Annotated in this window: 23 protein-coding genes; 7 read left to right on the top strand and 16 right to left on the bottom strand. The window is 59.2% G+C overall.

Features of this window, described 5'->3' with window-relative positions:
- Window positions 1-298: 298 nt before the first annotated feature.
- The 5 genes from istB to SBC1_RS06635 all read right to left on the bottom strand — a co-directional run bounded on the left by istB (window position 299) and on the right by SBC1_RS06635 (window position 4,578).
- Window positions 299-1,150 (bottom strand): IS21-like element helper ATPase IstB, encoded by an 852-nt coding sequence (istB, locus tag SBC1_RS06655; RefSeq protein ID WP_122944000.1) that lies wholly within the window; start codon window positions 1,148-1,150, stop codon window positions 299-301.
- Window positions 1,147-2,631: an IS21 family transposase gene (gene istA / locus SBC1_RS06650; RefSeq protein WP_243830260.1), complete on the bottom strand. Its 1,485-nt coding sequence runs from the start codon at window positions 2,629-2,631 to the stop codon at window positions 1,147-1,149. The genes istB and istA overlap by 4 nt, the downstream gene beginning before the upstream one ends.
- Before the next feature lie 275 nt (window positions 2,632-2,906).
- Window positions 2,907-3,287 (bottom strand): DUF190 domain-containing protein, encoded by a 381-nt coding sequence (locus SBC1_RS06645; protein ID WP_165089123.1) that lies wholly within the window; start codon window positions 3,285-3,287, stop codon window positions 2,907-2,909.
- Between the two features lie 189 nt (window positions 3,288-3,476).
- Window positions 3,477-3,797: a DUF190 domain-containing protein gene (locus tag SBC1_RS06640; RefSeq protein WP_165089118.1), complete on the bottom strand. Its 321-nt coding sequence runs from the start codon at window positions 3,795-3,797 to the stop codon at window positions 3,477-3,479.
- Window positions 3,798-3,855: 58 nt separating this feature from the next.
- Window positions 3,856-4,578 (bottom strand): carbonic anhydrase, encoded by a 723-nt coding sequence (locus tag SBC1_RS06635; RefSeq protein WP_165089113.1) that lies wholly within the window; start codon window positions 4,576-4,578, stop codon window positions 3,856-3,858.
- A gap of 250 nt (window positions 4,579-4,828) precedes the next feature.
- On the opposite strand from SBC1_RS06635, the gene SBC1_RS06630 reads away from it, so the two are divergent.
- On the top strand, window positions 4,829-5,044 hold the full coding sequence (locus SBC1_RS06630; protein WP_165089109.1) for a hypothetical protein: 216 nt from the start codon (window positions 4,829-4,831) through the stop codon (window positions 5,042-5,044).
- A gap of 1 nt (window position 5,045) precedes the next feature.
- On the opposite strand, the gene SBC1_RS06625 is transcribed toward SBC1_RS06630, so the two are convergent.
- Window positions 5,046-5,399: a hypothetical protein gene (locus SBC1_RS06625; RefSeq protein WP_165089105.1), complete on the bottom strand. Its 354-nt coding sequence runs from the start codon at window positions 5,397-5,399 to the stop codon at window positions 5,046-5,048.
- 416 nt (window positions 5,400-5,815) lie between these two features.
- Between SBC1_RS06625 and SBC1_RS06620 the strand changes: the two genes are divergently transcribed.
- From SBC1_RS06620 to SBC1_RS06605, 4 genes are all read left to right on the top strand, one after another.
- The gene (locus tag SBC1_RS06620) at window positions 5,816-6,121 is read left to right on the top strand and encodes an EF-hand domain-containing protein (protein ID WP_165089100.1); all 306 of its coding nucleotides are present in this window, start codon (window positions 5,816-5,818) and stop codon (window positions 6,119-6,121) included.
- Window positions 6,122-6,354: 233 nt separating this feature from the next.
- Window positions 6,355-7,068, top strand: coding sequence for a response regulator (locus SBC1_RS06615; RefSeq protein WP_165089093.1), 714 nt, complete (start codon window positions 6,355-6,357; stop codon window positions 7,066-7,068).
- An 8-nt stretch (window positions 7,069-7,076) separates the two neighbouring features.
- The gene (locus tag SBC1_RS06610; protein WP_241202039.1) at window positions 7,077-8,441 is read left to right on the top strand and encodes an ATP-binding protein; all 1,365 of its coding nucleotides are present in this window, start codon (window positions 7,077-7,079) and stop codon (window positions 8,439-8,441) included.
- A 101-nt stretch (window positions 8,442-8,542) separates the two neighbouring features.
- Window positions 8,543-9,301: an alpha/beta fold hydrolase gene (locus SBC1_RS06605; RefSeq protein ID WP_206366025.1), complete on the top strand. Its 759-nt coding sequence runs from the start codon at window positions 8,543-8,545 to the stop codon at window positions 9,299-9,301.
- On the opposite strand, the gene SBC1_RS06600 is transcribed toward SBC1_RS06605, so the two are convergent.
- From SBC1_RS06600 to SBC1_RS06590, 3 genes are all read right to left on the bottom strand, one after another.
- Window positions 9,302-10,000: a glutathione S-transferase C-terminal domain-containing protein gene (locus tag SBC1_RS06600; RefSeq protein WP_165089085.1), complete on the bottom strand. Its 699-nt coding sequence runs from the start codon at window positions 9,998-10,000 to the stop codon at window positions 9,302-9,304.
- Between the two features lie 429 nt (window positions 10,001-10,429).
- A complete protein-coding gene (locus SBC1_RS06595; protein ID WP_165089081.1) occupies window positions 10,430-11,512 on the bottom strand; it encodes an NAD(P)/FAD-dependent oxidoreductase in 1,083 nt (360 codons plus the stop codon).
- A 131-nt stretch (window positions 11,513-11,643) separates the two neighbouring features.
- Entirely contained in the window at window positions 11,644-12,207 is a 564-nt protein-coding gene (locus tag SBC1_RS06590; RefSeq protein ID WP_165089078.1) for a TetR/AcrR family transcriptional regulator, read from the bottom strand.
- Between the two features lie 204 nt (window positions 12,208-12,411).
- Here SBC1_RS06590 and SBC1_RS06585 point away from each other — a divergent pair, with 204 nt between their 5' ends.
- Window positions 12,412-13,296 carry an SDR family NAD(P)-dependent oxidoreductase gene (locus SBC1_RS06585; protein ID WP_165089074.1) on the top strand — a complete coding sequence of 295 codons (885 nt, stop codon included), beginning with the start codon at window positions 12,412-12,414 and terminating at the stop codon, window positions 13,294-13,296.
- Between the two features lie 17 nt (window positions 13,297-13,313).
- Here the strand turns inward: SBC1_RS06585 and SBC1_RS06580 are convergent, their stop codons facing one another.
- On the bottom strand, window positions 13,314-14,072 hold the full coding sequence (locus SBC1_RS06580; RefSeq protein WP_241202038.1) for an OmpW family protein: 759 nt from the start codon (window positions 14,070-14,072) through the stop codon (window positions 13,314-13,316).
- Window positions 14,073-14,157: 85 nt separating this feature from the next.
- Window positions 14,158-15,141 carry an acyl-CoA dehydrogenase gene (locus tag SBC1_RS06575; protein ID WP_165089069.1) on the bottom strand — a complete coding sequence of 328 codons (984 nt, stop codon included), beginning with the start codon at window positions 15,139-15,141 and terminating at the stop codon, window positions 14,158-14,160.
- Window positions 15,142-15,353: 212 nt separating this feature from the next.
- Here SBC1_RS06575 and SBC1_RS06570 point away from each other — a divergent pair, with 212 nt between their 5' ends.
- Window positions 15,354-16,163 carry a DUF5677 domain-containing protein gene (locus tag SBC1_RS06570; protein WP_165089065.1) on the top strand — a complete coding sequence of 270 codons (810 nt, stop codon included), beginning with the start codon at window positions 15,354-15,356 and terminating at the stop codon, window positions 16,161-16,163.
- 622 nt (window positions 16,164-16,785) lie between these two features.
- Here SBC1_RS06570 and guaA read toward each other — a convergent pair.
- From guaA to SBC1_RS06545, 5 genes are all read right to left on the bottom strand, one after another.
- The gene (gene guaA / locus SBC1_RS06565) at window positions 16,786-18,366 is read right to left on the bottom strand and encodes a glutamine-hydrolyzing GMP synthase (RefSeq protein ID WP_165093099.1); all 1,581 of its coding nucleotides are present in this window, start codon (window positions 18,364-18,366) and stop codon (window positions 16,786-16,788) included.
- A gap of 245 nt (window positions 18,367-18,611) precedes the next feature.
- Window positions 18,612-19,427, bottom strand: coding sequence for a hypothetical protein (locus SBC1_RS06560; protein ID WP_165089062.1), 816 nt, complete (start codon window positions 19,425-19,427; stop codon window positions 18,612-18,614).
- A gap of 2 nt (window positions 19,428-19,429) precedes the next feature.
- Window positions 19,430-20,890: an IMP dehydrogenase gene (guaB, locus tag SBC1_RS06555; protein ID WP_165089059.1), complete on the bottom strand. Its 1,461-nt coding sequence runs from the start codon at window positions 20,888-20,890 to the stop codon at window positions 19,430-19,432.
- A gap of 223 nt (window positions 20,891-21,113) precedes the next feature.
- Window positions 21,114-21,443 carry an RnfH family protein gene (locus tag SBC1_RS06550; RefSeq protein WP_165089055.1) on the bottom strand — a complete coding sequence of 110 codons (330 nt, stop codon included), beginning with the start codon at window positions 21,441-21,443 and terminating at the stop codon, window positions 21,114-21,116.
- On the bottom strand, window positions 21,443-21,877 hold the full coding sequence (locus SBC1_RS06545; protein WP_165089050.1) for a type II toxin-antitoxin system RatA family toxin: 435 nt from the start codon (window positions 21,875-21,877) through the stop codon (window positions 21,443-21,445). The genes SBC1_RS06550 and SBC1_RS06545 overlap by 1 nt, the downstream gene beginning before the upstream one ends.
- Window positions 21,878-21,890: the final 13 nt, after the last annotated feature.

Below are 21,890 nucleotides of genomic sequence, written 5' to 3'. Positions count from 1 at the left end.
GCGCGACAATCAAGTTGAGAATGTCGCGGCAGAAATGATGATGCCGATGTTGATTGACGCTGGCAAGCGTTTATTGATTGACGTGCGGCGTTGATTGACGCGGGCGAGTGGGTGTCGCGCGACAATCAAGCTGAAGCGATCAGTCGATGAGGATTGCTGTGTAATTGTGACGCCGCAGGTATTCTGGCTGCACGACAATCAGATGAGAATGTGGTGGCGTGGAAGGTGAATCCGGGGTTGATTGACGCCGGCTAGCTTTGCCTGCGAGCCGCGCGTCAATCAGGATGAGAACAGCGGGTCATTCGGTGAGGTCGATGCCGTGCTGATCCTCCTGTGTCGGTGGCACGCCAACGTTCTTTGGTGTCGCTCGACTGGCCGGGCGTCCCGGTCCCTGCTGCTTGCGCTGCAGGGCAGTACGGCGACGGTAGCTTTCGACGTTCAGCTCAAAGATGGTCGAGTGATGGACCAGCCGGTCGACGGCGGCCACCGTCATGGCCCGGTCGGGGAAAACCTTGTCCCATTCGCCAAACGGCTGGTTGGCCGTTATGCAAAGGGAACGGCGCTCGTACCTGGCGCTGATGAGCTCGAACAGCACTGACGTCTCTGCCTGATCCTTGCTGACATATGCGAAATCGTCCAGGATGACCAGGTCGAAGCGATCCAGCCGGTTGATGGCGGACTCCAGCGCGAGCTCGCGGCGCGCGACCTGCAACCGTTGCACGAGGTCGGTAGTGCGAGCGAAGAGGACCTTCCAGCCCTTCTCCAGCAGGCTCAGTCCGATGGCCGACGACAAGTGCGATTTGCCCCCTCCGCTCGGCCCCAGAAGAATCAGGTTGGTGCCGTTACGCAACCAGCCGTCGCCCGCGCAAAGCGCCGAGACGTGCGCGCGCGACACCATTGGCACCGCGTCGAAATCGAAGTTCTCCAGTGTCTTGCCCGGCAGGAGCTTGGCGTCCCTGAGGTGACGTTCGACTCGGCGTCGATCGCGCTCGGCGATCTCGTGTTCGGCCAGCGCCATCAGCAGGCGTGCTGCCGGCCAGCCTTCCGTGTCGGAGCGCTCGGCAAAGCTGGACCAGATCTGCTTGATGGCGGGCAGCCGCAAATCGTTGAGCAGCAGCGACAAGCGGGTGGCGTCGATGTCGAGATTCATGCCGTCACCTCCGTTGCCATGTCAAGCAGGGCTTCGTAGTCGCTCAGCGCGGCGAGCTGGATGTTCACCTCTGGCATGCTGCTCGTCGGCTTCGCTTCGAAGCGCGAACACAGTGCGTCGAGATCGGGTAACCGTCCATCGTCCAGGCACTGTTGCAGCGCCTTGGCCAGTTGGGCTTCGCAGTTGTGCTCGTGGGCCAGGCTGAGCAGTTCTACCATGGTCCTGCATGCCTGACGCTCCGGGAGCTGCTCGAGCAGGCGATCGAAGCTCAGGCGATACGCCTCGCGCGGAAAGATCTGATCGCGGTAGACCAGGTTGAGCAGTGCCATGGGCTTGCGGCGCAGCGCGTGGATGACGTGCCGGTAGTTGATGACATGGCCGTGCTTGCCCTTGGGACCCGCACGGCCGCGCTGCAGTGTCATCAGGGCCGTACTGCCCAGAAACAGCTCCAGCCGGTCGTCGTACAGGCGCACGCGCAGGTGATGGCCGATCAGCCGGGACGGGACGGTATAGAACACCTTGCGCAGGACGAAGCCGCAGGTGGTCGTGACGTACACGCGCGTTTCCTCGTAGTCACACGTACGCTGGGCCGGAAGCGGCTGAAGCAGTGCCCGCTCGAGCTCAATGCGTTTGCCATTACGCGCGTTGATTCGACCGACGATCTCGTCGATGAAGCGGCGATAGGAACCAAGATCGTCGAAGTCGTGACTGCCGCGCAGAAGCAACGCATCACGCGCTGCGCTCTTGAGGTGGCCATGAGGGCTCTCGATGGAGCCGTTCTCGTGGGCAACGCCACGGTTGTTGCGTGTGGGCTGCATGCCGTAGTGGGCGCACAGCGCATCGTAACGCGTGGTCAGATCCTTGCGCGCGTCGGCATCGAGATTGCGGAACGCCGCCGACAGGCTGTCGCTGCGGTGCTCGCGCGGCGCGCCCCCGAGTGCCCAGATGGCGTTCTGCAGCCCTTCGGCCAGCGCGACATAGCTCTCGCCGCCGAGAATGACGTGAGCGTGCTCAAAGCCCGAGCAGGCCAGCCGGAAGTGATAGAGGCGGTGGTCAAGCGCGACACCCGCCACGGTGACGCCCAAGCTGTCCATCTCGGTGAAGTCGGACAACCCGAGACGACCGGGTTCGTGTACCTGACGGAACATAACGTCATGCTCCTCGCCATGGAGTGCGCGCCAGTCGCGAATACGGCGCTCCAGTGTGCGGCGCACGTTGCCCGGAAGGTCGGGATGGCGCCGAAGCATCTCGTCCAGTACGGCTATCGGCCGGATGCCGGGAGCGCACTGGAGCAGCGGCACGATCTCTGTGTCAAAGATTGCCGCCAGGGGATCGGGACGGCGACGCGCACGTGGTGCCTTCTTCTTCGATGGCAGTCGCCGGTCCTGATCGATGCGATAACCCGTGGCGGCGCTGAACCCGGCGCGCGCAGCCGCTTGAGCTGGTCCTTCCTTGAGTCTGTACTTCATGAAGAGCCTCATCTGATGGTCGTTGATGTGTCGGCCGGGCAACTCAGCCTCCCTTCGCTACATGGAAGAGCTGTTCATACCCGATTTACCGCGACCACCGACAAGGCACCCCGGCAGCGGGGCGGACTCCTCGGCGCGGCGTTGCGGCAGCGGTTCTGGGCTACGCCCTCCACCGCTGCCGCAACGCCAGTACTCTCATCCTGATTGACGCACGGCTCTCATCTTGTTTGACGCGCGGCACTTGTCACGCCCCCGGCTCACGTTCTAGCTTTAAGCGACACCCACTGTCACCGCAGACTACTACCTGTCGGCCGACGGAACCGGAAAAACGTTCTCGCTTTCTTCGGTGGCAGGTCTTCGCCTAGCAACCCGAACTCGATAGGCGCACGTGTGTAGAAAACATGCACGTGTTCTGCGCGCACCGCTTCCAGAATCTCGTCGGCTTCATGCTCGGTCACCGCCAGGATGACCTGTAGCGGCTGATCCGCGAGTTTAAGAATATGCGCGGCATGATGAGCGCCCGCGTGCCCGATCCCCTCAGCTGCGCTGATGACGGTCGCCCCTCGAATGCCGCGTTTGCGAACCTCTTGCAGAAGCCATTCACAAAACGTCAGATGACCGCATTTGCGGTTCTGCTCAGTGTAGAACGTCAGTTGATAGCCGTTCATACCGACCTCCGCGGCGACACATCCCGAGTGCTGATCGAACGCCACCCTTTTAAACTTTCGTACGTACGCTCACCGCGCCGATGAGAACGGACAGCCCGCGTGACACTGGCAATAAATCGCACGACACTTAATTGTAGGTCACGTCTTTACGACCGTCACACTTGGCGCAATGCAACAAACGGCCGTTCCTCACGGCTCCCCGAGCACCTCGTACTCGGTCGGAGCACGTGTATAAAACAGATTCGCGCCACCTTGCCTGAGACTCGCGAGCAGCGCATCGATCCGCGCATCTTCCGCGACGACCGTTACCACGACCGGTTGATCAGCCAGTTCGAAAAAACGCGCGGCGTGATACCTGCCAAGCATATCGACAGCTTCAGTAACCTCAACGACCGTCGCCCCGACAATGCCAATCTTCCTGGTCTCTTCAAGGATCCAGTCGACCACCGTCAGATGATGCATGCGATGACTCTGCGTTGCTGCATAGACCGTAAGCTGACTTCCTTTCATGGGATCCTCCGCTCGACTGGTGTTCAGACGATCGCCGACGCAACGCTGGGCGATCGTTTCAATCGACCACCTGGACCTTCCCCGAGGCGAGATCGTAGATCGCCCCGACCACTTGCACCTTGCCCGCTCTCACGTACTCTCCGATCAGCGGCTTCGAGACCCTCAAGCGGTTGGCGTTCAGCCGCACATTTTCGATAGTGGTCTCCGCCACGAGATCGCCGTGTCCATGCGTCCTGGCAATCTCGACGGCCGGCCTGATCGCCCTGACCAGTTCAGGCAAATGCCCGGGCAAGACGGCATGTTCACGGATCGCCTTCACCGAGGCGGAGACCGCGCCGCAATGTGTATGTCCAAGGACCATGATCAACGGTACACCAAGGAACTTCACCCCGTATTCCAGGCTGGCGAGTCCATCGTCGTTGACAAAATTGCCGGCGACCCTGACGACGAACAGGTCGCCCGGACCTTGATCGAACGCCAGTTCAGGCGAAACCCGCGAATCTGCGCAACCGACAATTGCCGCAATGGGATATTGCGCCACGACTCGCGCGGCGCGGCCAGCGGAATAGTCCTTGTTCGCAGGCGTATTAGCAGCATATCGTTTGTTGCCCTGCAGCAGACGGGCGAGTGCATCTGAGGGTGCAATCGCGTTGGGACCAGGCTCCGTTGAAGCTTGATCCGCACGCGCATCACCCAGCGAAAATGCAGCGAGGGTCGCGGACGCCACACCGGCGAACAGAGCGCGCCGCCGCGACAAAGAACACATTGAATGAACGCACATGGATCACCTCCTCCAGAGGGATAAACACCGCACCCATCGCCGGACGCAGGTACACGTCCCACGCTCTTCAATAGTGCGTCAACCGCGCGCGGGCGAACGTATCCTTCGCCTCGTTACGCAGTAATCACCGCTGCACCATTTGCAGCATGATCTATATAAGTTAGGAACCACCGATGTCAGGCTGACCAGGCGCTCGCTGCGTTTGCGCGACCTCACGCCAATCGGTGCGGCTATCAATGGAGCAAAACGCGTGGCCGGCGTCAGCAAAGCGTCTCTCACACCGCTGACCGTGCAGGCAATAGGCGTTGCTCCCGACCGCGACATTGCACTTTTTGCCATCAACAATCCGCCTCCTCCCGGCGATGCCGAACCGGAGACTGTGCGCCTGGATCAGGTGCCGGCGCTGCTCGAAAAGAAAGCCGAGCGCTTGCGCGCAGCGTTCACCGCGATACGCGAGCAACGCTAACTCAGTGCATGCCGGCGACCGGAACCATCACGACGGGTTGTGCGTACCTTACGTTTACCGCAGGCACGGCAGCGTAGCTGCGCTGCATCGGCACGTACACCACCGGCGCCGGTCTCGGTGCCGGCACATAGACCACTGGCTTCGGGGTGGCCAGGGGGACCGCAACAACACGAGCCGCGGGCACCGCCGCGACATACCTCGGCTGAACCGGAACCGCGTAATAGACAGGCCGCGGCGGCGGTACATAAACCACACCCGGCCCAGCGTAGACAACGAACGTCCGTGCTTCAGCGCCGGTGGAGAGCATGAGACCGAGAGCGGTCGCGGCGGATGCACTGATAAGACGAATATTCATGTGAAGTCCCTTCGTTTTCGGTCGGCAGGTCTCGTCTTCGCTCTGGAAGCCGTTCCGCCGGGTGGTTCGCATTGCTTCAGAGCCTTGCGAATCTGTTGAAGCGCTCGTAGCGCCGACCACCGAAAGATACGCAAACTGCGGTTGAAAACCACGTCAAAACATATTTCATTCGATGTCACGGACCGTCGGTGTTCAGCCGTCGCAGCAAGCATTTTTTGTAGGAAGCAGATGCTTAGTTCACGAGTCCAATGCATGACATGCGGCGACATGATTCGTAGCCGGTTTGTTATTCATTTTTCGGTGCCGGTCGATAAGCTTCGGTCTGCCATCGATCGGGGCTGCTTTAAACGGCAAACTCAAACACCCTCAACCGATGGCAAACGAACCCTCATCACTGGAATTCACTGGAGAACCACATGAAAAACACGATTGCCATTCTCGTCCTGTCGATCGCTGCCTCCTTCGCCAGCACGGGCGCCATTGCGCAAACCGCGCCACAAGGCACGGTCGGCCAGCAACGCATGGAGCTCGCGATGCAGCAATTGCAGGCGCGCTTTGCTGCCGCCAACACCACGCGCGACGGCAAGCTGACCCAGGCGCAAGCAGCGCAAGGCATGCCGATGGTCGCGCGGAACTTCGATCAGATCGATACGCAAAAAGCCGGCTACGTCACCCTGCCGCAGATCGAGCAATTCATGCAGCAGCGCGCGGCATCGCACTGACGGTGACGCGGCGACGGGTAGAAGCTTTTTGTTCTGCGCGTACTGGATTATTGTCTTTGAACGGGGGACGCTTTGCCTTCATCTTGCAGCCAGCGTGGCGTTCATCCTGGCGTTCGCCTGTTGCGTGAGGGCGGCTCCCGCTTCAAGCAACGGGAAGCGAACGTGGAGAAAACTGCTACAGCGGCTTGCCGAACATCATGAAGCCGGTACGTCGGACTCGTAAGGAGGCGTGAATGGAGAGTCAGCCGAAGATCATTGTTCTCGACGATGAAGCCGAGTTGCGCAACATGCTGCAGCGTTTCCTGAGCAGTCACGGATTCGAAGTCCGGGTGGTCGCCGACAGCAAGCGACTTGACCGCTATCTGCAGCGCGAACCCTTCGATTTATTGATTCTCGATCTGATGATGGATCAGGAGGATGGGCTGTCGGTCTGTCGGCGCTTGCGTGCCGAAGGCCAGACGCTGCCCATTCTGATCCTCACCGCTAAAGGCGATCCCGTCGACAAGGTCATTGGTCTCGAAACCGGCGCCGACGATTACCTCGCCAAACCCTTCCTGCCGCGTGAACTCGTTGCACGCGTTCGCGCGCTGCTGCGACGCCAGAAGATTGCTGCGGGCGAACCTGTACTCAGGTCGCAGACCGTGCGTTTCGGCGACTATTGCCTCGATCTCGGCAAGCAGCGCCTGTACAAGTCGGGCGAGTTGTTCGAGATTCATTCGACCCAGATGCTGCTATTGAACGCTCTAGGCGCCTCACCAAACCGGCCAGTTAGCCGCGACAACCTCATCGCCCGATCACGGGGACGCGACCATGATGCGCTTGATCGCAGTATAGATGTACAGGTACTGCGGTTGCGGCAGATCGTGGAAGCTGATCCGTCGAAACCGCGCTTCGTCAAGACGGTCTGGGGCGTAGGCTACATGCTGGTCGCGGAAGTCGAACCATGAGCCGGCGCATGAGCCATATTGCGCTGCCGCGCTCGTTATTCGCACGCAATATCGCGCTGCTCGTGGCGCTCGTCATTGTCAGTCAGATTAGTTCGTTAAGCGTACTAATGCACTTCGTTCAAAGACCACGGATCGAACGCGCCGCCGAAACTTTCGCGATCTACGTGCAAACGCTGGATGACCTGTTGAAGTCCGCCGCGCCTGACGCGCAGAGCGAACTCGCGGTTCGCGTCGAAGCTAGCCGGCAATTCCCCGCCAGCGCCGCCTCCGAACCTGAGGTGACGTGGCGCAATTTTTATCGGACTTATCAGCGCGATGTTTTTATCGATACCTTGCGCCAGTATCTGCCCGCGAACATGGAGGTTCAATGGCAAACAGAAGGCGAACAGCGGCTGTGGATTCGCGCACATCTCGGTCACGAACCTTACTGGATCGCTCTACCCGTTCCTGAAGCCGCACACAACGACGGCATGCTCTTCACTATCGCGCTGTCGCTTGCGCTTGGCGGCCTTGCCATCGTCACCGCGTACCTGATCCAGCGCCACATCAACCGGCCGTTAAGCGATCTCGCGAATGCGGCGCGCCGCTTGAGTTCGGGAGAGGCGCCGCAAGCGCTGCGTGTGGATGGGCCGACCGAAATCGCTCAAGTCAGTGTGGCGTTCAATCAGATGGTCCACGCTTTGCAGGAAGCAGACGCGACCCGTTCGCTGATGCTCGCCGGTATCTCCCACGATATCCGTACGCCATTGACCAAGCTGCGTCTTGCCGTGGCAATGACAACGCCATCGGAAGAACATGATGAACTCGCGGTATCGACGGATCATTATCTCGATCAGATCGACGCCATTCTCCAGCAGTTCATGGACTATGCCGGCAGCGGCACGCGTGAGGTGGCCGAGGTCAGCGACCTGAATGCGCTGGTGAGTAGTCTTGCCGCAGACTTCGCGGGGCTTGGTCACGTGTTCGAACTCACTCTCGGCGAGCTGCAACCGTTCGCATTCCGTCCTATCAGCATCATGCGCGTGCTGATGAACCTGATGCAGAATGCGGTGCTGTACGGTCGCGTGGGGTTGTCGGTGCGGACGTGGACTGACAATATTAATCACGCCGCGTACGTGGAGATCGCCGATCGCGGCAAGGGCGTGATTGCCGACGATCTAAACGCGTTGAAAACGCCGTTCAAACGTGGGCGTTCGACAGGCAAGCATCCGGGAGGAACGGGGTTGGGTCTGGCTATCGTCGAAAGGATCGCGAAGCTGCATGGCGGCGAACTTGAGTTGGTGCGGCGTGAAGGCGGCGGGTTTGCGGCTATCGTCTCGTTGTCAACGAGGCCAGGCAATCATCGCTCGGAAGAGGAACGCGGCGCAGCTTAGAAGGCGTCGCGGGTAAAACGGCAGCCGTACATCGAGCATTGTGTTGCGCCTACCATTTCGCTCTGGAAGCGCTGCGCAACACCTAATAGACGGAGACGGACTTGACTACCTCTGACAATCTGATCGATACAACCACTGCCGGCGAAGGCACGACCTACGTATTGGTTCACGGCGCCTGGCATGGCGGATGGTGCTGGAAGGCGGTCGCGCAAATCTTGCGCGCGCATGGACATCAGGTCTTTACCCCAACGCTCAGCGGCCTTGGCGAACGCGCGCATCTGCTTTCGAAAGCCATCGATCTCAGCGTCTTTATCCAGGACGTCGTCAATGTCCTTAAGTACGAAGACCTGACGGATGTCGTTCTGGTCGGCCACAGTTTTGGCGGACTGCCGATCACCGGTGCGGCGGATCGCGTGCCTCAGCGCATCCGCCAACTCGTCTTTCTCGATGCCGTCGTGCTCGAACACGAACAGACGGCGTTCTCCCGGCTCGCGCCTGAGATTGTGGCGCAGCGCATCGCACAATCGAACGAAACCAGTGGCGGCCTTTCCATCCCTGTGCCCCCCGCGGGTGCATTCGGTGTGTTCGAACCCGCGCACGTAGCGCTGCTGGAACGTCACTGCACGCCACATCCGCTCAGGACCTTCAATGACCCCTTGGTTCTGAACGGACCCGTGGGCGGCACCATTCCGAAGGTGTACATCCAGTGTGTCGATCCGGTGTACGCGCCGTTGCAAGCCAGCCGCGACTTCGTGCGTGCTCAAGAAGACTGGGCGTGGGACGAGATAGAAACCGGGCACGACGCAATGGTCAGCGCGCCCGAAGCGCTTGCCGCGAAATTGCTCCGGTACGCGTCTTAGTCAGGCGGGTTTGGCTATCGCCGCACGTACTGCGCGGCACTGCCGCACAAGCTCGGGTCGTGTCAAAACGAACTGCTTGAGCGGCGTGTCTATGTCATAGAAAAATATGTTCGCGACGAAGCCATAAACGCTGGCGTCGATACTCGTTGGCTGCGTGCCGAACAGGAAATCATTGTCGCCGAGCAGGTTGGAAATCGCTTGCAGATCGGCGATGCCCCGCGCATAGACATCGCCGGTTTCAAAGCGGCCAATACCTTGATATCGATACCGCTCGAAGTTGTATTGTCTCGCCGCATCGAGGCTGTCTGCCGTAGTGCCCGGATGCGCCGACAAGAACGCGTCCTTGAAAACCGGCCAGTAACGCGGATCGCTCCAGCGTGAGTAAGACATGACCCAATACAGATCGTCGAGCGTCCGTCTGATCAGAAAATCCAGGTCCTGCTGGACAGGTGTCAGTGCGTGGTCGATAGCCAGGCCGTACTTGCGCTTGAGATAAGCGATGATAGCGTCGCTGTCGCCAATCGATTCCTGATCGTCGGTCACATAGGGAAGCTGTCCGCGAGGCGCCGATTTTGTATCGAGAATATGCCGATGCTCGAAAGGCAAACCGCACAGTTTGAGGAACGCGAATACCTTCAGACCATACGGATTGTTGTCTTCGAGGCCGTATAGTTCCGGGTATGAAAAGAGAGTGATCATGCAACGCTCCCTGAAAAGGTTGCCGGTTGGCGGGCGTGGACCTAGTGGCTGCTATTCCACTATTAGTTTATTCCAGCCGGCTTGGCGAGCAACTGGAGATCCGTGTTGACCTTGGATCGCGCCCGGGCACTCCGCTGCCTCGCATAAGCGAGCGAGCGGGAGAAAGCGGCAAATACCCGCGCGACGATCGCCTGGTGAACTAGCGGGCAAGCGCTACCTTTGCTGGTCAGCTGCTTAGCTGGACTGGGGTGGATCGCGTTTGCTTAGAGGGTGGCCGTATGATCGACGGGCGCGCGCATTGGGACACGCGCGGACTCGCGGGACGGATCGCGGCGATCGCGGGGCAAGCGGCAGCGTCTTAGGCTTAGCCGCTGCGACCGATGATGTGAGCCGGCGTTTCTCGCTTTCTGTTACACGACAGCGGGAAACTCACTCCTGATGCGCCGCACCTGCCGCAATACGTTCAGCCAAACCTGCGTCGTAACTCGAATGCACATGCACCCGCTTCTTGTCGGGATATGCATAGGTGTACGCCTTCCTCAGCGCCAGCGACGCCTCGTGAAAGCCCGAAAGAATCAGCTTTTGCTTGTTCGGATAATTCGCGATGTCCCCCACCGCGAAGATCCCCGGCCGCGAGCTTTCGTAGTTCGACGTATCCACATCAATCCGGCCACCGACGATTTTCAAACCCCAGTTCGCGATCGGTCCAAGGTCGGCGACCAGACCATACAGCACCACCAGATGATCCGCGTCGATCTGCGCGGTGCCGCCAATCTGCCGGATCTCGATTGATGCCAGCTTGTTTTCGGGTGCTGCCAACGCGGCGATAGATCCGACCATGAACTCCATTTCACCCGCGTCAACCGCTCGCCTCATCTCATCGACACTCGACGCCACCGCGCTGAACCCATTGCGCCGATGGACCAGCACGACTCGGCGCGCGACCTTGCGCAAGGCCAGCGCCCAATCGAGCGCGGAGTCACCGCCGCCGGCGACTATCACGGTCTTATCTGCGAAATCGGCGAGATTGCGCACGCTGTAGTGAACGTGGCTATCTTCCAGCGATGTCGCTTCGGGAAGTGCAAGACGTTGCGGTACGAACGCACCATTCCCGGCGGCCAGCATGATCGCGGCGGTATCGAAGATGAGGCCTTTGCCTGTCGTGACTGTCCAGCGGCCGTCTTCACGCTGTTGAACGGTTTCGACTCGTTGACCTAAGTGAATTGGTACATTGAATGGGCGACATTGCTCCATGAGCCGGTCGACCAGATCACGTGCCGTGCACGATGGAATGGCGGGGATATCGTAGATGGGTTTGTCGGGATACAACTCGATGCATTGACCGCCAATACGCTCGAGTGTATCCACGATCTGACACGACAACCCGACCACGCCCACCTCAAATGCCGCAAAGAGGCCGACGGGACCCGCGCCGACGATCAGGACATCGGTTCGAATCGGGGATGTTGGCGCTGTTGATGCCTCTACGCGAGTGTCTGCTTCAGAAGTCATTCGATATCCGTGGTGTCATGCACGCGGGAGCGTTGCATCTGCCGACCCACCATACAGAACCTGCTGTGCCAAGGCAACGAAGGCACCACCGGCGGCGTGGGGACTTGCGATCGATCTCCCGTCGACCAGGCTCAGCCTTCCCGGCCAAGCGCGGCAGCGACGATCGCGACCTGCACGCCAATCATTCGCCGCATGTCCGCACCATTGCGGGCGATTTCCTTAAAGCCCTTGATAGCAAACACAATCGTCTCGGCCAGGTCCCCGGCTGCTATACCGAGGCCCGATTCGACGAGTGGCGCACTGATGATTTCTGTCAGCAAGTCTCCGAATACGGAATACCCATTACAAACGGACGCAAAACCCAGGTCAAACATATCTTTCGCATCCGGGTGCGCCTGCACTAACTCAAATCCCTCTGCTCCCCAAGCCTCACAGGCATAGCGCAGCTTTTTTTCGAGCCCGCGATAGCGAGGCAGCCGCTGGCGAATCTCGCTCAACTTGTCAGCCACCATCGCGTCCACGACTGCATGAAAGATCGCGTCCTTGTCGGGAAACGTCAGATATAGCGTCGGACGAGACAGACCCGCCGCCTGCGCGATGTGTGCCATTGTCGTACGCGCATAGCCATATCGGAGAAATACGCCTATTGCCGCCTGGACCACTTGGCCACGGCGCGTTGAAGTTGTTTCGCTCATGACGCCGATTATGGCATATCAACGACAAGACACTTTGACGAAATCTGTCAGATGAACTAGACTTTCCTCGTTGACATTTTTACCAAAATTGTCAATTCGTAGACGCCATCAATCAACTCAGAAGACACGTATGGCCAGTCCCAAAGTGTCGTTCATCACCGTCCCGAAGGCCGCGCAGGGCGGCCCAAACTAAAGGAATTCACTATGTCTGAGACTTCAAAAGTCTGGCTGGTAACCGGCGCTGCGCGCGGCCTTGGGCGTCTCATTAGCGAAGCGGTCCTTGCCGCGGGCGATCGTCTTGTTGCAGGCGCCCGCGATCCCGAGCGCCTGGAAGATCTGGTCGAGCGCTATGGAGACCAGATTCGTCCCGTCGCACTCGATGTCACCAATGAGCTTGCTGCGCAGCGCGCGGTTGACCACGCGCTCAACGCCTTTGGTCGCATCGACGTGTTGGTCAATAACGCGGGATATGGCCACACCGCTCCGTTCGAGCAAATGACAACGCAAGATTTCCGCGCTCAGGTGGAAACCAACCTCTTCGGCGTGGTCAACCTGACCCGTGCGGCCCTGCCAGTGATGCGCAAACAGCGCGCTGGTCATATTTTTCAGGTGTCATCGACGGGAGGCCGCACGTCGGCGCCAGGATTGTCCGCCTATCAGGCAGCGAAGTGGGCCGTCGGCGGTTTCAGCGACGTCGTCGGGAAAGAGGTTGCTCCCCTCGGCATCCGCGTATGCACGCTGGAACCCGGAGGAATGCGCACCGACTGGGCCCGCGAGGCGCGTAGCGGTATCAATGACCTGTTGCCAGACTACGAACAAACGGTCGGCAATATGCTCAGGCTTCTGCAAGCGTATGGCGGTCACGAAATCAGCGACCCCGCGAAGATCGCGGCGTTGATCGTCCAACTGTCACGTCGGGACCAGCTGCCATTGCGCCTGTTGCTCGGTGGCGATGCGCTGCACGTCTGCAGTCTCGCAGACGCTGAGCGCGCCGAGGAACAGGAGCAGTGGCGCGAAACCACGCTTTCCACGCATTTCCCGGATGCACAACTACCAGAAGGGCTCGATTTCCTGAAGAAGCCCAACTGACTATTTCTGACTGGGACCTAGAACCGGTATCCAATCCCGAGAAAGACGATCACCGGATCGGCCGTGATGCGCGTCCTGTTGGACAACACCGTCTGACCGTTGGCGGCCACGGAACTGACCGTCGCATTTGTCTTGAGAGACAGATACGTCACCGACTCAGTCGCATACCAGTTCTTGCTGATATTGTAAGACGCGCCCGCGGTGACTGCGGGGTTCCATGACGGACTGAGCGAAGCCTTGACCTGTCCGCCCGGCCCCGCGATCTGCTGCAACGCACTACTAAATGTCGAATTTAGATTCGTATGCGAGAACCAGGTATAGTTCCCGCCCACACCAACGAACGGGCGCAGCTTTGTCTGCGCGTCGAAGAAGTAATACTTCAGGAACAGAATGGGCGACCACGACCGGGTGGTGGCGAGCGGCGCCAGATTCCCCAGATTGAGCGATGGGCCACCGGCACCAAATGGTGCGGCGTTGCCCTGCGCAAAGAGCTGGAGCTTCCGCGGTATGCCCGCCGCCAGGTCGAAAGCAATATGGTCCGTGACGAAATAAGTGGTCGAGAGCTCCACGGTGAACGTGTTATGTATCTGACCACCCGTGCCCGTTGACGTGAATGTGCCCAAAGGCGAACTGCTCTGCAACGATGTTGCGGAAGACGGGCCAAAGTCGAGCCAGACGCCGCCCACGCTGGTGATGAGACTGCCCGCGCTCTGCGCCATCGCGCTAGAACATATCGCACCCGGCATTAACGCAAGACATACAAGTTTTTTCATCATTTCGTCTCTGATTTATTTTGGATTACATATTAATTTTTTAACATCGGCGTTTTTTCTGATTTTTCTGATGTAGCCGCTCAGACGTTCAGAACTGCTCGATTGGGAGGTTCGACCCGCTCGATGCGCCGCTGCGGATAGTCTCCAGAAACGCATTCGCTTTGGGCAAGATCTTGTCGGCGTAGAAGAGCGCAGTCGCCAGCTTGGTGCGATGGAAGTCCTGGTCTTCACCCGCTGCGTTCTTTCTTGACGCAACGAGCGCTGCGCGCCCCATTTGCCATCCACCACACACGCAGCCCGTGAGCATCAGATAGTCGACGGAACTGGCCAGCGCCGCATCGGGCTGAGTCGACAATGCGTGCAGCATCCAGACGGTGGCATCGTCGAGCGCCTGGACACCGGCCGCAAGCGCGGTGCCAATAGAAGCCATTTGCGTATCCGTGCTGCCCTGCAACTCCAGCGCGACCTGACGCATCTCCGCAACAAGTTCAGCCATCGCCGCGCCCTGATCTGACGCGAGCTTGCGGCCGGCGAGATCGGCAGCCTGAATGCCCGTCGTGCCTTCATAGATCGGCGCAATTCGTGCGTCGCGCAGGAACTGGCATGCGCCCGTCTCTTCGATGTAGCCCATCCCGCCGTGCACCTGTACACCCATCGACGCAATCTCGACGCCCAACTCCGTGCACCATGCCTTCAACACAGGAATAAGAAGATCGACACGCGCCTGGCGACGTGTGCGCTCACCAGCGTCGGGGTCACGATGCGCGCGGTCCATGTCAGCGGCCATCACGTACGCGAAAGCACGCATCGCTTCGATCTGGGACTTCATCGCCATCAACATGCGCCGCACATCCGGGTGATGAATGATCGCTACAGCGCCACCCGACTTGCTGCCCGCGAGCCTCCCCTGGACGCGTTCCTTCGCGTATTCGCGGGCCTGCTGATAAGCACCCTCGGCAATCGCGAGCCCCTGGATACCCACTTTCTGGCGCGCTTCGTTCATCATCGTGAACATATGCGCGAGACCTTTGTTCTCCTGTCCGGCGAATGCCAGACGTCCAACCACTCCCACTCACTTATCAATGAGACTTGTAACATGCTGATTTTAATGAATTTTATGCAGGTCACTTTTTCTGATGCCACGCGAAATACCATAACCACAAAATGCTCAATTTAGCCGCGAACGGGGGGGTGTCTAAGTGACAATTTCAGCGCGTAGAAGCCGCTCAAGGTTCGCTACGATAGACTCATCGCATGCCCCTTACGACAACACGGAGAACATGGATGCCTAGCGGCTTCAACGATGTGGGCTTTCTTGGCGATGATCTTGATGGATGGCGAGACACTGTTCGCGCCGAGTTCCCCGAGTCCTTCGCCATCGCGGATCGAATGAACCGCATGGGGATGCGGATGATCTACGAGTTCCCAGATGGCGAACTGCCAGAAAACAGGGTGCTTGCAATCGCGGCCTTCTACCGAGCGCTGCAATCATTCCAGTCCACGATCCTCCTCTCCGAGCGCGGCGCACTGGCGGAAGCTCGCGCCCTTGCCCGCCTCTGCTGCGAAGCCGTGATCGTGACGGGCGGACTGTTGAAGGTCGAAGGAACACTCGAAAAACTGCATGAGGATCATGCGAAGCATTGCCTGTCCTTGGCCAACTCGATGATTGAGATGAATCGAGCCGCTAGGAACGACAGAGACTTGACGCACTTCGAGCAGGAGGTGGCGAGGGTAAAGGCGGAGTATCCGCAAGAGAAAGGGCCGCAGTCGATCAAGTGGGCATCACTGGCCGCGCAAGCTGGCCTCAACAAGCTGTACGAGCTTTCGTACCGATTCCCATCAGGCGATGGCGCTCATGTGACGCTCGGCGCGCTTCATAGACACTTCGACAAGGACGAACAGGACGATTTTGTCGGGATGATCTTCCATCCCGACAAATCCGACCTACGCCCCACTCTCCTGTCCGCGAATGCCGCGCTTATACACCTGCTTGGTCTCGCACAAGAGTTCATGGGCCTAAACCACTACGAGGCAGAGATGCGCGATCTTCTGCTGCAATGGACAGTTAGCCGTGCAGAACTTGGGCTTCAGTAGCGAATAGGTCGGCAGACTCGCCGCGCTTGTCGAACGCATCCTCAATGCGACGGCGAGCGATCAGTGATGTGATTGCTCAGTCCTGAACTTCGCCCCGACCCGAAAATCCCGTGGTTTTCCTAAACTCTGACCTATTGATAATTCCGACAAGTAGTCAACGAGGGGTAGCCTAAGCGTCGTCAAAAGAGACATTTTTACCCCGGTTGTCCCCGTGGTATCGGTCGACCTTATTTTTCCGATCAGGATCAAACGTTTGCGTAGGATTGGGCCTCTATCGCGTGGCACGCAGCGATTCCATTCGCCATTTCGATACCACGATTGAATGTGTTGTTTTTTTAGACGCAAACCCTTGCTGGGTATGGCTCAGGCGGATTTCGATACACGCGAAACCGGATCATCGATGGATGGTATCGCGGCGCTTGCGAACGACGCCAAAATTGATACCTTTTGAAGTGCCACGATTAAAAAGTGCTTGAACGTGCTTTTCGGAAATTATTACCCGTTCCGATGCGCACTTGCACAACCTTATTGATGATGCGAAAAAGCCCGCAAAATCACGGGCTTAGGTCCATTTACTGCCTGTATCTGCTTGGTTCTGCTAGATAATACGCCAAAGTGGTGCCTATTCCCACTCAATCGTAGCCGGCGGTTTCCCCGAAATATCATAAACAACGCGATTAATCCCGCGAACCTCATTAATGATCCGGTTCGAAACATGCCCTAACAGTGCATGCGGCAGGTGCGCCCATTGCGCGGTCATGAAGTCGAGCGTCTGCACGGCACGGAGCGCAACCACATACTCATAAGTCCGCCCATCGCCCATTACACCAACGCTTTTCACCGGCAAAAACACCGCAAAAGCCTGACTCGTGAGCTCATACCACGACTTACCCGATTCCTTATCGAACGTATTCCTCAACGTTTCGATAAAGATCGCATCCGCGTGACGCAGCAGCTCAGCGAACTCCTTCTTCACCTCGCCCAAGATCCGCACACCCAAGCCAGGACCTGGGAACGGATGTCGATAAACCATCGCTGGCGGCAGCCCCAGCTTCACGCCCAACTCCCGCACTTCGTCCTTGAATAACTCGCGCAACGGCTCAAGCAACTTGAGATTCAGCGTCTCGGGCAAACCACCCACGTTGTGATGGCTCTTGATCGTGTGACCCTTCTTGCCCTTTCCTGCCGACTCGATCACATCCGGATAAATGGTCCCTTGCGCGAGCCACTTTGCGTCCGCCAGCTTATTGGCTTCCGTCTGGAAGACTTCAACGAACTCAGCGCCAATGATTTTCCGCTTCGCTTCAGGATCAGTCACCCCAGCGAGCTTCGACAAAAACACGTCGCTAGCGTCAACATGAATCACTTTCACGCCAAGGTGATCGGCGAACGTGGTCATGACCTGCTCGGCTTCGTTCAACCGCAGCAACCCATGGTCAACGAAAACGCACGTCAATTGCGCGCCAATCGCACGATGCAATAGCGCCGCCGCCACGGACGAATCCACGCCGCCCGACAAGCCGAGAATCACGTGCTCGTCGCCGACTTGCGCGCGGATCTTCTCCACCGCTTCATCGATGTAATGCCCCATCTCCCAGTCCGGCCGCGCACCGCACAACTCGAGCACGAAGCGGTCGAGCATCGCGCGACCCTGCACGGTATGCGTGACTTCCGGATGCCACTGGAGACCGTAGAAATGGCGTGCGTCGTCGGCCATCGCGGCAATCGGGCAAGCGGGTGTCGATGCCATCAGCTTGAATCCGACCGGCATGTCCGACACCTTGTCGCCGTGGCTCATCCACACTTTCAGCATGCCGTGACCTTCGGCCGTCTGGAAGTCTTCAATGCCGTTCAGGAAGCTCGTGTGGTTATGCGCCCGCACTTCGGCATAACCAAATTCACGGACATTGCCGAGTTCGACCTTGCCGCCGAGCTGTTCGGCCATTGTTTGCATGCCGTAGCAGATGCCGAGCACAGGCACGCCGAGATCGAAGACGACTTGCGGCGCACGCGGCGAACCCCCTTCGGTGACCGAGTTCGGGCCGCCTGACAAGATGATGCCCTTCGGCGCGAACTCGCGGATGAACGCGTCGTCGACGTCGTACGGATGAATCTCCGAATACACATGTGATTCGCGAATGCGTCGTGCGATCAACTGGGTGACTTGGGAGCCGAAATCGAGAATCAGGATCTTGTCGTGCATGGCAGCGGCCAGAAGGCGAGTGAACGGAAACGGTTGGCAAAGGCGCAAAAACGATAACGCAAGCAGCAGGAACAAGGTCCCGTGCATCGCCCGCGCATCACGTTACGCAGAAATTTCAACGGCCGGCGCTTACAGCCGACCGCAGCAAGACAGATTCATCGATAAAACGAAACGCCAGGCTCCGTTCCTCGATCAATGTATGACCCCGACCCGGCACAGTCACCGGGAGCTACGCACGCAAACCTTCAGCGCGGATCGCGGCGAACCGGATCGATGAACTGACCGGTAATCGGATCGACCGTACGGCCTGTGACCGGGTCGATCGCGCGACCCGTTTCAGGATCGATCTTGTGACCGCTGACGGGATCGAACGCGCGGCCAGTGGCGGGGTCCAGCGTGCGGCCCGTGGCCGGATCGATGGCATGTCCGGTAGCAGGATCAAACGTAGTAGCCGATGGCGCCGGCGCAACGGGACGTGGAATAGCCTCGCCCACAACCGGCTCGGCCAGCTCACTATCCCAGCGCGGATTCGCCGGTGCGACGGGATCGGACGACAGCGGCCTCGGAGGCGGAGTCACACGCTCCACGCGCTCTTCCACCCTGGTCTTTGCCGCACGCTTCTCGGCGCGCTCAGCCGCAGCAGCCCCGGCCAGCGCGGCGCGCTCGCGCCGCCGCACCGCACCCGACAGCCTCACGCTGCCCAGCCCGAGCACCAGCATGGCCACGCCGGTCAACGCCGCGATCACCTGACCAAACCCCGTCAACGCGGGCGTACGCAGCCCGAGCAGCCAGACCATCATCACCAGGCCCGACAACCACTCCACATGCCCCGACACCTTGGCGGCGGTCGCGGTCAGGGCGCCATCGATAGCGGCATGAACCGCCAGCCACGCAATACCGATCAGCGCGATCCCGAACAACTGTCCGACAAACGACGGCTGCACGGTCACGAGATGCATCGATGCCCATAAAGCCGTCCACGGCGTAAGCAGGAACAGCACGCCGAAAGCCAGAAAAATCAATGCATTGATGACAAGAACAGCGCGCAGCAGCGGTTTCATGGTCAGTCCACGTGGTAGTTGGGCGCTTCCTTCGTGATCTGCACGTCGTGCACGTGCGATTCGCGCATGCCCGCGCCCGTGATCTGGACGAATTCGGCCTTGTCATGCATTTCGCCAATATTGCGGCAGCCGCAATATCCCATGCTTGCCCGGACGCCGCCGACCACCTGGAACAGGATGGCGTTGACGGAACCCTTATAGGCCACCTGCCCTTCGATGCCTTCAGGTACGAGCTTGTCGATATTCGCCGAATTGTCCTGGAAATACCGGTCCGCCGCTCCGTCCTTCATCGCGCCGACCGAACCCATGCCGCGGTACGCCTTGAACTGGCGACCCTGGAACAGGAACACGTCGCCGGGGGATTCTTCCGTACCGGCCAGCATGCTGCCCATCATCACGGCATCCGCGCCCGCTGCAAGCGCCTTGCTGACATCGCCGGAAAACCGCACGCCGCCGTCCGATATCACCGGGACGCCCGAGCCGCGCAAAGCGTCCGACACGTTCGCCACCGCCGTGATTTGCGGTACGCCGACACCTGCCACGATCCGCGTCGTGCAGATGGACCCCGGCCCGATACCGACCTTCACGCCATCGGCACCATATTCCACGAGCGCTTTAGCGGCTGCAGCCGTGGCGATATTCCCGCCGATCACTTCAATGTGCGGATAGTTCTGCTTCACCCAGCGTACGCGTTCGAGCACGCCCTGGCTGTGACCGTGCGCCGTATCCACGACGATAATGTCTACGCCCGCCGCCGACAGCAGCTCAACACGCTCTTCGTTCTCCGGACCCACACCGACCGCCGCGCCAGCGCGCAGCTTGCCGTGCTCGTCCTTGCAGGCGTCCGGGTGTTCGGTTTGCTTGGTGATGTCCTTGACGGTCATCAGGCCGCGCAATTCGAACGCGTCGTTGACAACCAGCACGCGTTCCAGCCGATGGCTATGCATCAGCGCCTTGGCTTCGGCGAGCGGCGTGCCTTCCTTGACCGTTACGAGACGTTCACGCGGCGTCATGATTTTGCGCACTTCGTCGTCAAGACGTTCTTCGAAGCGCAGGTCGCGGTTCGTCACAATACCGATCAGTTGCGGCCCTTCGACCACGGGAAAGCCGGAAATGCCGTGCTGTCGCGTGAGAGCGATCACGTCGCGCACTTTCATTTGTGGCGGAACGGTGATCGGATCGCGCACCACGCCTGATTCGAAGCGCTTTACTTTCGCGACTTCGCGGGCTTGTTCGGCTGCGGTAAGGTTCTTGTGAATGATGCCGACGCCGCCAAGCTGGGCCATCGCGATAGCGAGCCGGCCTTCGGTGACTGTGTCCATGGCGGCGGACAACAGGGGCATATTCAGGGAGATCTTGCGGGTTACCTGGGTTTTCAGGCTGGTGTCGCGCGGCAGAACGTTGGAAAACGCGGGCACGAGGAGCACGTCATCGAACGTGAGTGCTTTCTGGATCAGACGCATGGCAAATCCTATGGGCGCAAAACCGAATTATACCGATAGTTCCCCGGATTTTCACTGCCCGAACAGCAGGTTAGGCGGCGTTTCTCATTTTCCGGCGCAATTTACGGGTGTCGGCCGGGTGGGCTATTTGCACCGCCGTTTCGGTTTTTCGCTCGCTTTGCGTTCGATATAAGTTCAGATTTGCGGATGCCGGCAGGGATGTCAGCGTTCAAGCAGATCGCCCTCAGCGCGCTTCCTTACGCGTCCAGCGCCGCCCTTCAATGGAGCCACCGCGCCGCGTCTTCTCAACCCGCCTTTGCCGCGCCACTTTCGGATCAACCTTCAGCGGCCGATAAATCTCCACCCGGTCGTGATCGACGAGCACGGCATCCAGCGCCTGGATCTTTCCGAAAATGCCCACTTTCTGCACGTTCAAATCAATCTCGGGAAACCGTTTGAGCAATCCACTCGCCTCAATAGCCTCCCGCAGAGTCGCCCCTTCGCCCAAGGCAAGCGCGCACACCGCGCTCTTCCCCTCCGGCAGCGCATAACAAACCTCAACGGAGAGCGCCATCACTTTCCATACCGCTGATCGGCGCGCTTCACGAACGAATCCACGAACGTGTGCGCGATATGACTGAACACCGGTCCAATGATCTTCTCGAGGATGATGTTCGAAAACTCGTAGTGCAGCGCGAACTCGATCTTGCAGGCATCGGCCCGCAACGGCGTGAACCGCCAGTAACCGGTGAATTTCTTGAAAGGGCCGTCCATGAACTCCATATCGATGGTGGTCGGCCGTGTATGAACGTTACGCGTGGCGAAATGCTGCTTGATGCCCTTGAAATTGATGTGAATCTTCGCTTCCATGCTGTGTTCGTCGTGGCTACCTACTTCCACGCCTCCACACCACGGCAAAAAATTCGGGTAATCGGCGACATCGGTGACGAGGTCGAACATCTGCTCTGCAGAGTGACGAATCAATACAGTTTTCTGGACATCTGCCATAAAGGGCGCAACG

This window comes from Caballeronia sp. SBC1, assembly GCF_011493005.1.
In the GTDB taxonomy this organism is placed as follows: Bacteria; Pseudomonadota; Gammaproteobacteria; order Burkholderiales; family Burkholderiaceae; genus Caballeronia.
Note: the sequence above shows the minus strand (reverse complement) of the source record. Positions and strands in the feature narration are given on the sequence as shown.